Annotated in this window: 15 protein-coding genes; 2 read left to right on the top strand and 13 right to left on the bottom strand. The window is 71.2% G+C overall.

Annotated elements, in window-relative coordinates; all coding sequences use genetic code 11:
• The first annotated feature begins 2 nt into the window (after positions 1 to 2).
• Positions 3 to 875 carry a MaoC family dehydratase gene (locus ACZ6A9_RS03875; protein WP_468977530.1) on the top strand — a complete coding sequence of 291 codons (873 nt, stop codon included), beginning with the start codon at positions 3 to 5 and terminating at the stop codon, positions 873 to 875.
• On the opposite strand, the gene ACZ6A9_RS03880 is transcribed toward ACZ6A9_RS03875, so the two are convergent.
• From ACZ6A9_RS03880 to ACZ6A9_RS03925, 10 genes are all read right to left on the bottom strand, one after another.
• Entirely contained in the window at positions 845 to 1,534 is a 690-nt protein-coding gene (locus ACZ6A9_RS03880; protein WP_468977532.1) for a TetR/AcrR family transcriptional regulator, read from the bottom strand. The genes ACZ6A9_RS03875 and ACZ6A9_RS03880 overlap by 31 nt on opposite strands.
• Before the next feature lie 25 nt (positions 1,535 to 1,559).
• Positions 1,560 to 2,885: an SPFH domain-containing protein gene (locus ACZ6A9_RS03885; protein WP_468977535.1), complete on the bottom strand. Its 1,326-nt coding sequence runs from the start codon at positions 2,883 to 2,885 to the stop codon at positions 1,560 to 1,562.
• Complete coding sequence (locus ACZ6A9_RS03890) at positions 2,882 to 4,546, bottom strand: SPFH domain-containing protein (protein WP_468977540.1); 1,665 nt, start codon at positions 4,544 to 4,546, stop codon at positions 2,882 to 2,884. Before ACZ6A9_RS03890 ends, ACZ6A9_RS03885 begins: the two co-directional genes overlap by 4 nt.
• A gap of 176 nt (positions 4,547 to 4,722) precedes the next feature.
• Positions 4,723 to 6,039 carry a dicarboxylate/amino acid:cation symporter gene (locus ACZ6A9_RS03895; RefSeq protein ID WP_468977963.1) on the bottom strand — a complete coding sequence of 439 codons (1,317 nt, stop codon included), beginning with the start codon at positions 6,037 to 6,039 and terminating at the stop codon, positions 4,723 to 4,725.
• 57 nt (positions 6,040 to 6,096) lie between these two features.
• Complete coding sequence (locus tag ACZ6A9_RS03900) at positions 6,097 to 6,198, bottom strand: putative leader peptide (protein ID WP_468977543.1); 102 nt, start codon at positions 6,196 to 6,198, stop codon at positions 6,097 to 6,099.
• Between the two features lie 153 nt (positions 6,199 to 6,351).
• On the bottom strand, positions 6,352 to 6,663 hold the full coding sequence (locus ACZ6A9_RS03905) for a DUF4229 domain-containing protein (RefSeq protein WP_468977547.1): 312 nt from the start codon (positions 6,661 to 6,663) through the stop codon (positions 6,352 to 6,354).
• A 98-nt stretch (positions 6,664 to 6,761) separates the two neighbouring features.
• Positions 6,762 to 7,286, bottom strand: a complete 525-nt coding sequence (locus ACZ6A9_RS03910) for a GNAT family N-acetyltransferase (RefSeq protein ID WP_468977553.1) — start codon at positions 7,284 to 7,286, stop codon at positions 6,762 to 6,764.
• Positions 7,287 to 7,436: 150 nt separating this feature from the next.
• Positions 7,437 to 8,600 (bottom strand): aminofutalosine synthase MqnE, encoded by a 1,164-nt coding sequence (mqnE, locus tag ACZ6A9_RS03915; RefSeq protein WP_468977558.1) that lies wholly within the window; start codon positions 8,598 to 8,600, stop codon positions 7,437 to 7,439.
• Positions 8,601 to 8,708: 108 nt separating this feature from the next.
• Complete coding sequence (locus ACZ6A9_RS03920) at positions 8,709 to 9,167, bottom strand: Lrp/AsnC family transcriptional regulator (RefSeq protein WP_189558526.1); 459 nt, start codon at positions 9,165 to 9,167, stop codon at positions 8,709 to 8,711.
• A 128-nt stretch (positions 9,168 to 9,295) separates the two neighbouring features.
• Positions 9,296 to 9,979 carry a UbiX family flavin prenyltransferase gene (locus tag ACZ6A9_RS03925; RefSeq protein WP_468977567.1) on the bottom strand — a complete coding sequence of 228 codons (684 nt, stop codon included), beginning with the start codon at positions 9,977 to 9,979 and terminating at the stop codon, positions 9,296 to 9,298.
• A 93-nt stretch (positions 9,980 to 10,072) separates the two neighbouring features.
• Between ACZ6A9_RS03925 and ACZ6A9_RS03930 the strand changes: the two genes are divergently transcribed.
• Positions 10,073 to 10,675 carry a rhomboid family intramembrane serine protease gene (locus tag ACZ6A9_RS03930; RefSeq protein ID WP_468977572.1) on the top strand — a complete coding sequence of 201 codons (603 nt, stop codon included), beginning with the start codon at positions 10,073 to 10,075 and terminating at the stop codon, positions 10,673 to 10,675.
• Positions 10,676 to 10,692: 17 nt separating this feature from the next.
• On the opposite strand, the gene mqnP is transcribed toward ACZ6A9_RS03930, so the two are convergent.
• The 3 genes from mqnP to ACZ6A9_RS03945 are packed head-to-tail and all read right to left on the bottom strand — an operon-like array spanning position 10,693 to position 13,537.
• Positions 10,693 to 11,613: a menaquinone biosynthesis prenyltransferase MqnP gene (gene mqnP, locus ACZ6A9_RS03935; protein WP_468977578.1), complete on the bottom strand. Its 921-nt coding sequence runs from the start codon at positions 11,611 to 11,613 to the stop codon at positions 10,693 to 10,695.
• Positions 11,610 to 12,083, bottom strand: coding sequence for a hypothetical protein (locus ACZ6A9_RS03940; RefSeq protein WP_468977581.1), 474 nt, complete (start codon positions 12,081 to 12,083; stop codon positions 11,610 to 11,612). The genes mqnP and ACZ6A9_RS03940 overlap by 4 nt, the downstream gene beginning before the upstream one ends.
• The gene (locus ACZ6A9_RS03945; RefSeq protein WP_468977587.1) at positions 12,080 to 13,537 is read right to left on the bottom strand and encodes a menaquinone biosynthesis decarboxylase; all 1,458 of its coding nucleotides are present in this window, start codon (positions 13,535 to 13,537) and stop codon (positions 12,080 to 12,082) included. The genes ACZ6A9_RS03940 and ACZ6A9_RS03945 overlap by 4 nt, the downstream gene beginning before the upstream one ends.
• Between the last annotated feature and the right edge of the window lie 16 nt (positions 13,538 to 13,553).

The raw sequence follows: 13,553 nt of genomic DNA on the forward strand, positions 1-13,553 counted from the left end.
CCATGACGCCCGCATCCCCGCCCACGCTGGAACTCTCCGGGCCGCCCGCCCTCGCGCCGCTGCTCACCCGGGGCGCCCTGCTGTCGCCCCTCAAGCGGCCACGCGCCGGCACCGGACACCCCCGCACCCGGCTCGTGCTGCCCGGCCTGCGCGTGGACCCCGGCCGGCTCGCCGCCTACGAGCGGGTGTGCGGCTTCCCCACCGGCGCGGACGCGCTGCCGGTCACGTACCCGCACGTGCTGGGCTTCCCGCTCGCCATGCGGCTGATGAGCGCACGCGACTTCCCGCTGCCCCTGCTCGGCCTGGTCCACACGTCGATAGGGATCACCCGGCACCGCGCCACACCGTCCGCCGACACCTACGACCTGGCGGTGCACGTCGACGGCCTGACCCCGCACCGGTGTGGCACGCAGGCCGCCGTGGTCACCGCGCTGCTCTCCGGCGGGGAGGTCGTGTGGGAGTCACGGAGCACCTATCTGGCCCGGCACCGGGTCCCCGCCGAACACACCGGGGACCCGGCCGCCCCGGCCGGAGCACCGCGGGACCGCACGCCCCTGCCCGCCCTCGCGGAGTGGAAGCTGCCCGGTGACCTCGGCCGGCGCTACGGAGCCGCGTCCGGCGACCGCAACCCCATCCACCTGTACCCGTTCACCGCCCGCCTCTTCGGCTTCCCCCGCGCCATCGCACACGGCATGTGGACCGTCGCCCGCTGCCTCGCCGCCCACGGCATCCCGGACACGGCGGAGATCCGGGCGGACTTCAGGAAGCCTGTGCCGCTGCCCGCCGCGGTGACGTACGCGGCGCACGGCGGACGCTTCGAACTGCGCGGATCCGGCGACCGCCTTCACGTCACCGGCGAGGTCCGCCCGGCCTGAACGTCGGAGGCGTCGCCGTCCTCGGGCGGGGACCAGCGGCGGCCGGCCATCAGGTCGCCCAGCCCCGCCCAGGCGAAGTTCATCAAGGTGGCCGCCGACTGCCGTGCCGTGACACCGGACGTGGTGTTGGCCCAGTCGGCGAGCGACTCGGCGGCCCCGACCAGGGCCTCCGCGAGCCCGGAGACCTCCCGCTCGGGGAAGTCGGGGTCGCGGTGGGCCTCCCGGGCGGCGACGAGGATGAGCTGCGTCACGAACGCCACGATCTCCGCGCGCATCGCGGCGACCTCGGCGGCGAACACCTCGCCGTGCGTGCGCGCCTGGAGGTGCAGCACCGCCCAGCCGTCGGGGTGCCGGGCGGTGTGCGTGAAGAACGCCGTGAGGCCCGACCAGAGCTGGCGGTCCGCCGGCAGCTCCGGCCGGGCACCCGCGCGGACCGCCTCGGTGAGGGCCCGCGCCTCCCGCCGGATGCAGGCGGTGAACAGGTCCTCCTTGGAGTTCAGGTACAGGTACACCAACGGCTTGGACACGCCCGCCAGTTCGGCGATCTCGTCCATCGACGCCGCCATGTACCCCCGCTGTCCGAAGGTCCGTACGGCTGCGTCCAGCATCTGCTGTTCACGGACCGCACGCGGCATCCGCTTCGTCTTCACGGCACCCATGGGACAACAGAGTACGGTCCCTCCGCTACCGCGGGTCGTGGCCGCCGTCGTCCGCCCGCCCCACCAGGTCACCGAGGCCCGGCCGGTCACCCGCCGTCAGCCGCGGCAGCAGCTGCGCGGTGAACAGCGTGGACAGCGCCGAGGTGTCGGTGCCGCCGTCGGTGCGCACCACCACCGGCTGCGGGGCCTTCCCCGCGAGTCCGGCGCCCACCTCCAGACGGCGGCGCGCCAGCTCGTACTGGAGCACCGCCCGGTTGTCCCGGTAGGCCTTGGCCAGGGCGCGCTGGGCGCGGGCCTCGTTCTCGGCGGCGATCAGGCCGCTGCGGCCGCGGGTCTCGATCTCGAACCGCACCCGCTGCGCCTCGGTCTCCTGCCGCTCCAGCAGCTGCGCGACCTCCTCACGGGCCCGGTTCAGGGCGGCCTTCACCTCGACGATCCGGGCGTCGCGCACCTTCTTGGCCCGCTCGATGTCCATGCCGAGGCTGTCGATGCGCCGCTTGCGGGTCAGGCCCCACTCCTGCTCGTAGGCGGTGCGCTCCTTGGCGATCCGCTCCCGGGTGGCCAGGTGCTGCTGGTACTGCGTCGGCAGCTGCACATCGGGGATGTTGCAGCCGGTGACGCGCACGCCGTAGCCGGAGAGCTGCCGGTTGAGGAGTTCCTGCATGTCGGCCACGTCCGATCCGCGCAGGTCGTAGGCGCGCTCGGTGCGCATCTGCCGGGCCCGCTGCCGGATCGCGTCCTGCACGGCGCTGGAGAGCACCAGGTCGAAGTTGCCCGCGCCGATGGTGCGGACGAACAGCACCGCGTCGGTGATGCGGAACTTCAGGAAGAACTCGATCGAGCGCAGCGGCACGTTCTCCCGCGTGGGGCAGGCCATGACCGGCGCCGAGTACGGGATCTCGGTGGCCGTGTCGACGACGAAGTCGACCCGCGACCAGGGGTGCCACAGGTAGTGCCGGCCGGCGTCGAGCGTGCGGGTGACCGCCCCGTAGCGGGTCAGCACCCCGTGGGTGCCCTGCTCGATCTCGACGATCGAGGAGCGCCACCACCACAGCGCGCCGATCAGCAGCAGCACCGCGCCGCCCGTGTAGGCGAGGCCGGCGAGCGCGCCGTAGGCGACGTCGGCCGCACCGTCGGAGCCGGCCTCCTTCAGCGTCAGCATCACGCCCGTCAGCAGGGTGTACGCGCCGAGCCACAGCGGCAGCATCCACCACAGCCGCTGCCGGTGACGGGGGATGATCACGGGGATGAGGGTGTCGGCCTCGCCGCCGCGCAGCAGCCGGGCGATGTCGCTCCAGGGGGCGACGGCCTCGGAGATGACCGAACGACGGTGGTAACGGGCGGAGCTCACTGCTGGGCCTCCTCGGCGGACTCGGACACGTCTGCGGCCGCGGTGGCCACGGGCTCCTCGCCCGCCCCCGCGCCCTCGGGCATCTGCGGCACCGTCGGCCGCTCGGCCGCCAGCAGCGCGCCGATCTCCTCCTCGCGGGCGGCGATCCGCGCCGACACCTCCGTGAGCCGGCCGCGTACGGCGGCCATGTCCGCGTCGCTGAACAGCTCCGCCCCGCGCTCGCCGACCAGTTCCCTGGCCAGTTCGAGGAAGTCGATGCCGGCCGCGCCGGTGGCGTCCACGCCGCCGATGCGCACCAGCCGGGGCAGGTGGTCGGCGACCTGCTCCAGGGTGTCGAGCACCTGCTGCTGGTAGCGGTACTCGAGGATCTCCGGGGCCTGCGCCGCGGTCACCGCGCGGATGTCGAGGGCCTGCGCCTCCAGCAGCGCCGCGTTGGCCTTGGCCTCCGACTCGGCCTGGACGTAGCGCTGGCGGGCCAGGGCCTCGGCGCGGTTGGTCTCGCGCTCCACGGCGGTGTCCATCTGCGCCTGGTACTGGGCGATGTCCGCCTGGATCGCGGAGAGCGTCTCCTGGCTGGAGGCGAGCTCCCGGGTCAGGTCGCCCTCGTCCTGCTCCTTGCGCAGCTGGAGCGCGTACTCGTGGGTGTACGCCTCCTTGGCCATGCGCACCATCTCGGGCGCGGCCAGGTCCATGCGGTAGCGCCGGTCGGACGGCTCGGCGTGGGTGATGTTGGCGTTGGTCAGCTCCACGGCGGGACGGAACTGCTGGTTGAGCTGCTCCAGCAGACGGCCGCTGTCCTCCCCCACCATGTCGTAGATACCGGCCGCCTCCTGCTCGTAGATCAGGCTGCGGATGGTCTCGCTGACCGCGTTGCCGAGCTTCTCCTCGAAGCCGCGCACGGCGCCGAGGGTGTAGACGAACTCGACCGGGTCGCTGATCCGGAACTGGATGAACAGGTCGATGGACGCCTTCACCCCGCCCTTGGTCGGGGCCTCGCGCACCGGCGCGTTGAAGGGGTACTCGCGGGTGGTGTTGACGATGTACGACACCCGCTTCCACGGGCTCAGCAGGGTGACCCGGCCGGGTCCGACGACCTTCTCCAGCTTGCCGAACCGGGTGATCATCGCCTGGCAGCCGTCCGGCACCATGACCAGGCCCTGCCGCCACCACACGAACGCGACGGCGGCCAGCGCGATGATCCAGTAGTGGAGTCCGAACAGCGGGTTCGTGAGCCCGTCACCGCCGGTCGCCGACACCACCGAGGTGCCCACGACTCCGATCACCAGCAGCGACAGCACCGGCAGCATGGACAGCAGCGAGCGGCCCTTCGGCATCACCATGGGGCAGATGGCGTGCACCACCTCGCCGTTCTCGCGCAGCTGCTCGCTGCGGCCGAGCGCCTCACCGGCCTCGTCCAGCGGCACCGTCTTCTGCCGCATCACGGTGTCGACGGAACTGCCGTCCTGTTCCCGGGCCGCCGGGAAGTCGGCGGGGTCCATGCCCTCGCCCTCGGCGGCCCGGTGTTCCCCCTGCTCACCGCCCGCGCGTCCGCCACCGCCGACGCGGCGGCGCAGCTCGTCCTGGGCCGCCGCGCGCGGATCGGCGCCGGAGGCGACCGCCCCGACGACGTTGCGTAGGCCCTGCGCCCGCGTACGTGCCACGGGTTCCCCCTTCGCGTGTGGTGCTGATCCGCTGGTCCCTGCCGGATCACCTCTGTGACTGATGTGGTTCCGGTGATTCCACACCATGGCGGGAACAGCGGTAAGGGGCGCTCCCAGCAACGGTCACCTGCCGGTGGTTGCCGGGAAACGCCCCTTCGCCCGGGGTGCGGGGGCCGTCAGGCCGCCGCGGGCACCCGCTGCGGCTCGTCGGCGGGGGTCTCGTCCACCGGGGAGGAGTGGACGGAGTCGTACGCCGTGCGGTCGAGCAGTCCCTCACGGGCGGAGACGATCACGGGGATGAGGGCCTGTCCGGCGACGTTGGTCGCGGTGCGGATCATGTCCACGATCGGGTCGATGGCCAGGAGCAGGCCCACGCCCTCCATGGGCAGGCCCAGGGTGGAGAGGGTGAGGGTCAGCATGACCGTGGCGCCGGTGAGGCCGGCCGTGGCGGCGGAGCCCACGACCGAGACGAAGGCGATCAGCAGGTAGTCGCCGACGCCCAGCTGGATGCCGAAGATCTGCGCGACGAAGATCGCGGCGATGGCCGGGTAGACGGCGGCGCAGCCGTCCATCTTGGTCGTCGCCCCGAACGGGACGGCGAAGGACGCGTACTCCTTCGGCACGCCGAGACGCTCGGTGACCTTCTGCGTCAGCGGCATGGTGCCGACGGACGAGCGGGAGACGAAGGCCAGCTGGATCGCGGGCCAGGCACCCTTGAAGAACTGCAGGGGGTTGGCCTTGCCGACGGTCGCCAGCAGAGCCGGGTAGACGCCGAAGAGGACGATGAGGCAGCCGATGTAGATGTCGGCGGTGAAGGTGGCGTACTTGCCGATGAGGTCCCAGCCGTAGGTGGCGATGGCGTTGCCGATGAGGCCCACCGTGCCGAGAGGGGCGAGGCGGATGACCCACCACAGGGCCTTCTGGAGGAGTTCGAGGACGGACTCGCTCAGGGTGAGGATCGGCTGGGCCTTCTCGCCGAGCTGGAGGGCGGCGACGCCGGCGACGGCGGCCATGAAGACGATCTGCAGGACGTTCAGCTCGGTGAACGGCGTGATGACGTCGGTCGGCACGATGCCGGTGAGGAAGTCGATCCAGGAGCCGGTCTTCTCCGGTGCCGCGCCGTCCGCCGGGGTGAGGCCGGTGCCGGCACCCGGGTTGGTGACGAGGCCGATGACCAGGCCGATCGCCACCGCGATCAGCGAGGTGATCATGAACCAGAGGAGGGTGCGCGACGCCAGCCGGGCGGCGTTGTTGACCTTCCGCAGGTTGGTGATGGAGACGAGGATCGCGAAGAAGACCAGCGGGGCGACGGCGAGCTTCAGCAGGCCGACGAAGGTGCCGCCGACCTTCTCCAGGGTGGTGACCAGCCAGGAGACGTCCTGGCTGCGGGCGAGCCAGCCGAGCAGGACACCCAGGACGAGGCCGGCGAGTATCTGGGCCCAGAAGGGCGCGCGTAGGGGCAGCTTGGACTGCGTGTTCGTGGACACGGAGATGCTCCGGTAAGGGGACGCGTGGGGAATGTGGCGTGGACTGGGGGCGCGGCAGGGCCGTCAGCGACGACAGGTCGCGGAGGTGACCCGGCAGAGGTCCACGTGCAGGCGCGCCACGAGCGGAACACTCCGGGGCGTGGGGAACACGGCTGCTGACTTCACCAGAAGACCGTAACACCTGGGCTTTGGGATCCTCAAAGCCTTACTTTGACAGGAGCGAGCCCGGATGCGCCCATACAACGCAAAGCACCCCGGGTTTCCAGGGGATGGGCGGAACCCGGGGTGCCGACGTGCGGTGCGCGGCTGTGACGGACGTTACGAGGTCCGCTCCTGCGTCCGGCCCTGCGCGCGGGCGGAGTCGTCGGCGGCGTCCTCCTGGTTGCGGTCGGCCTCCAGCTTGGCCTTGGCGCGGTCCACCCGCCGCACGATGCCCTCCGAGGCGCGGTCCCGCTCCTTGCGGAGCGCGACGAGACTGATCGGGGCGGAGATCAGCATCGCGAGCAGGATGATCCACAGGCCGTTGGAGTCGCCGAGGCCGCGCGGGGCGAGGCCGGAGTAGACGAGACCCCAGACGACCACGAGGCAGCCCACGAAGATCCCCAGGCGCATCAGCGTGTAGCGGAGCATCTCATCCACTTCTTCCCTGCGTATGGTCGAAACGCCCCAAAGGGACGTCCGTCCAGTGAAGCACGGCCGGGCGTCGATCTTTCAGCGGGGTACGTGTCTCACGTGAGCGGCAGCAGCATGACGATGTCGTCCCGGTCGTCGCCGGGGGCCACGCGGATGGCGCCCGGGACCCGGCCGACCTCCTTGTAGCCGCAGGAGGCGTAGAAGCGCTCCAGGCCGAGGCCGCCGCGGCAGGTGAGCCGGATCGCCTCGATGCCGTCGAGGCCGCGGGCGGCCTCCTCGGCGGCGGCGAGCAGGTCGCGGCCGTAGCCCCTGCCCTGGTGGCGGGGGTGGACCATCACCGTGTAGAGCCAGATCCAGTGGGTCATCAGACGGTGGGTGTTGAAGGTGAGGAACGCCGTGGCGGCCACCCGCCCCTCCTCGTCGTGCCCGACGAGGAGCCGGGAGCGCTCCTCGGTCATGGACACCAGCTGCCGCACCAGGCCCGGCCGGATCTCGTCCGTCGTCACGGGCGGCACGAACCCGACCGCGCCGCCCGCGTTGGTGACGTCGGCCCACAGATCGAGGATGCCGTCACGGAGCTCGGGGGTGACCACGGGATCGAAGGTGAAGGTAAGGGGCATAGGGCGACTATAGCTATTACCTCCGCGCTCGCGCAGCGCAATCCGGCGTGGCACCGGGCGCCCTCCGGCCGACATGCGAAGGGCCGGGTGGCACGGGCCGGAGGCACAAGCGCGGGAGCCCCCGGCGGCGGGGCCGAAGGGGCGGCCCCCTCAGACGCGCATCGGCTGCGGTGCCTCCCGGCGCGCCGGGTCGGGACCGTCGTACTCGCGGATGATCTCGTAGCGCGTGTTCCGCTCCACGGGCCGGAACCCGGCGTCCCTGATCAGGTCCAGCAGGTCCTCCCGCGTCAGCTTGTTCGGCGTACCGAAGTTGTCCGCGTCGTGCGTGATCTTGTACTCGACGACCGAGCCGTCCATGTCGTCCGCACCGTGCTGGAGGGCGAGCTGCGCCGTCTGCACCCCGTGCATCACCCAGAACACCTTGATGTGGGGCACGTTGTCGAACAGCAGCCGCGACACCGCGAACGTCTTCAGCGCCTCCGCCCCGGTCGCCATCTGCGTCCGCGCCTGGAGCCGGTTGCGCACCTTGCCGTCCTTCATGTCCACGAAGTCGTGCTGGTAGCGCAGCGGGATGAAGACCTGGAAGCCGCCGGTCTCGTCCTGGAGCTCACGCAGCCGCAGGACGTGGTCCACCCGGTGGCGGGGCTCCTCGATGTGCCCGTACAGCATGGTGCTCGGGGTCTTGAGCCCCTTCTCGTGCGCCAGCCGGTGGATGCGCGACCAGTCCTCCCAGTGGGTGCGGTGGTCGACGATGTGCTGCCGCACCTCCCAGTCGAAGATCTCCGCGCCGCCGCCGGTGAGGGACTCCAGACCGGCGTCGATCAGCTCGTCGAGGATCTCCGAGGCGGACATGCCGGAGATGGTCTCGAAGTGGTGGATCTCGGTGGCGGTGAACGCCTTGAGCGAGACGTCCGGCAGCGCGGCCTTCAACTCCCGCAGCGAGCGCGGGTAGTAGCGCCACGGCAGGTTGGGATGCAGTCCGTTGACGATGTGCAGCTCGGTGAGGTTCTCCGACTCCATCGCCTTGGCGAGCTTCACCGCCTCCTCGATACGCATCGTGTAGGCGTCCTTCTCCCCCGGCTTGCGCTGGAAGGAGCAGTAGGCGCAGGAGGCGGTGCACACGTTGGTCATGTTGAGGTGGCGGTTGACGTTGAAGTGCACGACGTCGCCGTTGAGCCGCGTCCGCACCTCGTGCGCCAGCCCGCCCAGCCAGGCCAGGTCGTCCGACTCGTACAGCGCGATGCCGTCCTCACGGGTCAGGCGTTCGCCCGCCCTGACCTTCTCCTCCAGCTCGCGCTTGAGCCCGACGTCCATGCCGTCCCTCTTTCCCTCGACCTTTGCGACCTCTTCAGACAGGCCCGTCAACCGTACTCCCCCACCTTTCGGGCGGGGGGACCCCCGAACGACGCTCCGCGCCTCCTCCTACTGCGCCTCTTCGGGCAGCTCACCGACGCGGTTCTCCCACTTGGTGGAGAGCACGATCGTGGTCCGGGTCCGGGAGACGCCCTTGGTGCCGGACAGCCGGCGGATGATCTTCTCCAGGCCGTCCACGTCGCTCGCCCGCACCTTGAGCATGAAGGAGTCGTCACCGGCGATGAACCAGCAGTCCTCGATCTCCCCGAGGTCCTTCAGCCGCTGCGCCACGTCCTCGTGGTCGGCGGCGTCGGAGAGCGAGATGCCGATCAGGGCGGTGACGCCGAGACCGAGCGAGGCGGAGTCCACGGTGGCGCGGTAACCGGTGATGACACCGGCCGCCTCCAGCCGGTTGATGCGGTCGGTGACGCTGGGTCCCGACAGGCCGACGAGGCGCCCCAGCTCCGCGTAGGAGGCCCGGCCGTTCTCCCTCAGGGCCTGGATGAGCTGCCTGTCCACCGCGTCCATTCGAATCGAGCCTTCCACTGAAGAGGTACGAACGTTGCTGAAAAGGGTGGTACGTGAAGGGGTGGTGCGTGCCGTGCTGCCGTGCCGTGGTGACGTACCGCCGCGCCGTGGTGACGTGCCGGCCCGGGTCAGTCGGCGCGGGATCCGCCGCCGAGCTCGCCCTTCCAGCGGCGGTAGAGCCCGTGCTCCACACCCGCCGCGTCGAGTACGCGTCCGGCGACGAAGTCCACCAGGTCCTGGATGTGCGTCGCGCCCGCGTAGAAGGCGGGTGAGGCGGGCACCACGGCGGCGCCCGCGTCGTCCAGCGTCACCAGGTGCCGCAGGGTCTGGCCGTTCAGCGGGGTCTCCCGCACGGCGACGACCAGCGTGCGTCCCTCCTTCAGGGTGACGCTCGCCGCCCGCTGCAGCAGGTCCTTGGACAGGCCGAGCGCCACCCCGGCCACACAGGCCGTGGAGGCGGGCACGATGAGCATGCCCTTGCTCGGATACGACCCCGAGGACGGGCCGGCCGCGAGGTCACCGGCGGCCCAGTGCCGGACGCCGTCGAGGTCGACGGTGAACGTGTCCGGCTTTCCGTCCGCGCCCCGGGACAGCCATTCCCGCAGGTCGTCGCGCCAGTGGGCGTCACGGAAGGAGATGCCGGTCTCGTCGAGCAGGGTGAGCCGCGAGGCCCGGCTGACGACGAGGTCGACGCTCTCGCCGGCGGCGAGCAGCGCCCGCAGCACCGAGGCGGCATACGGGGTGCCGGAGGCGCCGGACACCCCTACGATCCAAGGCGTACGCCGCGTCTCTCCTGGCTTGACTGGGTTCACGACACCGAGCCTATCGGGAGTCACAGGGTGGGAACCGGGCAAGGGGTGCCGGGCGTTCTTCCAGGAGAACGGACCGACGGCGGGGGGTGGATGATGTCGGGTTCGCGTCCGCAGTGGTCGCAGGGCGACCGGATCGGGACCGCGGCCAAGCTGATGGCGGGCTGGGTGGCCCTGCTGTGGCTGCTCGAAGTGATCGACACGGCCACCGGGCACGCCCTGGACGACTACGGCATCGTGCCGCGCGTCCCGTCCGAGCTGGTCGACATCCTCCCGGCGGCGTTCCTGCACTTCGGCTTCGCCCATGTCGCCGCCAACAGCGTGCCGCTGCTGGTCCTGGGCTTCCTTGCGGCCCTCGGGGGCATCCGCCGGTTCCTCGCCGTCTGCGCCCTGATCGTCGTGGCCGACGGTCTGGGGGTGTGGCTCATATCCCCGGCGGACAGCAACACCGCGGGCGCCTCCGGCCTGATCTTCGGCCTCTTCGGTTTCCTGCTGGTCAGCGGCTTCGTCGAGCGCCGCCCCTGGGGCGTGATCGTGGGGGTGCTGATCGCCGCGGTCTGGGGCGGCTCGATCCTGGCGGGCCTCGCCCCGACCCAGTCCGGCGTCAGCTGGCAGGGCCATCTGATCGGCCTGGTGGCGGGCGTGACGGCGGCGTTCCTCTTCCGCCGCCCGCGCGAATCCCGGCACCTGCCGGTCTGACGCTCCCGCTCCCGGCCCTACACCGTCAGTCCGCGCACCAGCAGGTCCAGCAGCGCGCAGACGAACAGCGCGATCCCGATGAAACCGTTGACGCTGAAGAACGCCCGGTTCAGCCGGGTCAGGTCGGTGGGGCGGACGATGGTGTGCTCGTAGACGAAGGCCCCGGCGACGATCAGCAGGCCCAGCCAGAAGAAGGCACCGGCGTCGGTGAGGAGGGCGTACCAGACGAACAGGGCCGTGGTCACGGCGTGGCAGGCGCGGGCGCCCCGGATCGCGGCCGGGATGCCGAAGCGGGCCGGGACGGACTTCACGCCGGTCTCGCGGTCGGCCTCGACGTCCTGGCAGGCGTAGATCAGGTCGAAGCCGCCGATCCAGATGCCGACCGCCAGACCGAGCACCACCGCGTCCCAGGACCAGGACCCGGTGACCGCCAGCCAGCCGCCGACCGGCCCCATGGCCTGGGCGAGTCCGAGGATCGCCTGCGGGAAGTCGGTGAACCGCTTGCCGTACGGATACACCACCATCGGGATCACGGCGACGGGCGCGAGGGCCAGACAGAGGGGGTTGAGCAGCGCCGCCGCGCCCAGGAAGACGGCGAGGGCGACCAGCGCGCCGGTCCAGGCGTGCTTGACCGACATCGCGCCGGTGACCAGTTCGCGGTGCGCGGTGCGCGGGTTACGGGCGTCGATCTCGCGGTCGATGATCCGGTTGGCGGCCATCGCGAAGGTGCGCAGCCCGACCATGGCGACGGTGACCAGGAGCAGCTCGCCCCAGTGGATGCTCCTGTCCCACTCGTACATCGCGGTGAGCGCGGCGATGTAGGCGAAGGGCAGCGCGAACACCGAGTGCTCGATCATGACGAGGCGCAGGAACGCCCTGACGCGCCCCGGCTGGGGTGCGGGGCCCGGACCCACGACCCCGTCGGCGGTGGTCATCATGCGAGGCTCCCGAGGAACGTGTCGAGGTCGGCCAGCAGCGCGGCGACGGGCTGCGCGCCCGTCTTCACGGCCGGCGCCGTGCCGGAGTCGTCGGGCGGGGTGAGGTGCGCGGTGAAGACGTACGCGTCGGTGCCGGACGGGCGGCCGTCCAGCCGCAGCACCGCGCCGCCGTCGACCGTGAAGGGCTTGCCCGCGGCGGCGGCGAGCTCCTCGCGGAGCCGCCGCGCGAACTCGGCGGGTTCCGCGTCCCGCACGCCGGGCAGTTCGAAGCCGTCGCCCTCGCCGCCCTGCTCGAAGAGGACCGCCCAGGTGTCACCGGAGCCGGCGAGCTCCTCGGGCGTGACGCCCGCCTCCTCGGCCGCCCGGCGGACCCCCTCGTCGGCCGGGTCCAGCTCGGGGCGCACGAGGGCCACGTAGTCGGTGTCGGTGCCGATGAAGAGCGCCGGGCTGCCCTCGGCGTCGGGACTCACAGTCCGTACTCCTTCCAGCGGCGGTCGACCTTCGCCGCCGTGTCGGGGTCGGACTCCACCATGTCGGGCCAGCCCCCGTCGCGCGTATACCCCTCCTCGGGCCACTTCTTCGTCGCGTCGATGCCCGCCTTGCCGCCCCAGAACTGCTGGTAGGAGGAGTGGTCGAGATGGTCGACGGGGCCTTCGACGACGGTGAGGTCACGGGCGTAGTCGGTGTTGCCGAGGGCCCGCCAGGACACCTCGTGCAGATCGTGGACGTCGCAGTCGGAGTCCACGACCACGATCAGCTTGGTCAACGACATCATGTGGGCGCCCCAGATGGCGTGCATCACCTTCTGCGCGTGTTTGGGGTACTTCTTGTCGATCGAGACGATCGCGCAGTTGTGGAAGCCGCCCGACTCGGGCAGGTGGTAGTCCACGATGTCCGGCACGATGATCTTCAGCAGCGGCAGGAAGAACCGCTCGGTCGCCCGTCCCAGCGGCCCGTCCTCGGTCGGCGGCCGGCCGACCACGATCGACTGGAGCAGCGGACGCTTCCGCATCGTCACGCAGTCGATCTTCAGCGCGGGGAACGGCTCCTGCGGGGTGTAGAAGCCGGTGTGGTCGCCGTAGGGCCCCTCGGGGAGCATCTCGCCGGGCTCCAGCCAGCCCTCGATGACGACCTCGGCCTGCGCCGGCACCTGCAGCGGGACGGTCTTGCAGTCGACCATCTCGATCCGCTTGCCCTGCACGAACCCCGCGAACAGGTACTCGTCGATGTCCCCGGGGAGGGGGGCGGTGGAGGCGTACGTCACCGCCGGCGGGCAGCCGAACGCGATGGCGACGGGCAGCCGCTCTCCGCGTCGCGCGGCCACCTGGTAGTGGTTGCGGCTGTCCTTGTGGATCTGCCAGTGCATGCCGATGGTGCGCTTGTCGTGCCGCTGGAGCCGGTACAGGCCCAGGTTCCGGATGCCGGTCTCCGGGTCCTTGGTGTGGGTCAGCCCCAGGTTGAAGAACGAGCCGCCGTCCTTCGGCCAGGTGAACAGCGCCGGAAGCTGCTCCAGATCCACGTCGTCACCCGTGAGCACGACCTCCTGCACGGGCGCGTCGCCGGACTTCACCTTCTTCGGCGGGACGTGCGTCATCGCACCGAGCTTCCCGAAGGCCTCGCGCACGCCGACGAAACCCTGCGGCAGCTCGGGCCTGAGCAGCCCGCCGATCTTGTCGCTGATGTCCGCGTACGACGTCAGCCCGAGCGCCTTCAGCAGGCGGCGGTCGGTGCCGTACACGTTCATGGCGAGGGGCATGCCCGAGCCGCGCACGTTCTCGAAGAGCAGGGCGGGACCGCCGGCCTTGTTCACCCGGTCGACGATCTCACCGACCTCCAGGTGCGGGTCGACTTCGGCCTTGATGCGCTTGAGGTCGCCCTCGCGCTCCAGCGCCCTGAGCAGGGAGCGAAGATCGTCGTAAGCCATGGGGTCAAGTATCCCC

This window comes from Streptomyces sp. NPDC041124, from assembly GCF_055592385.1.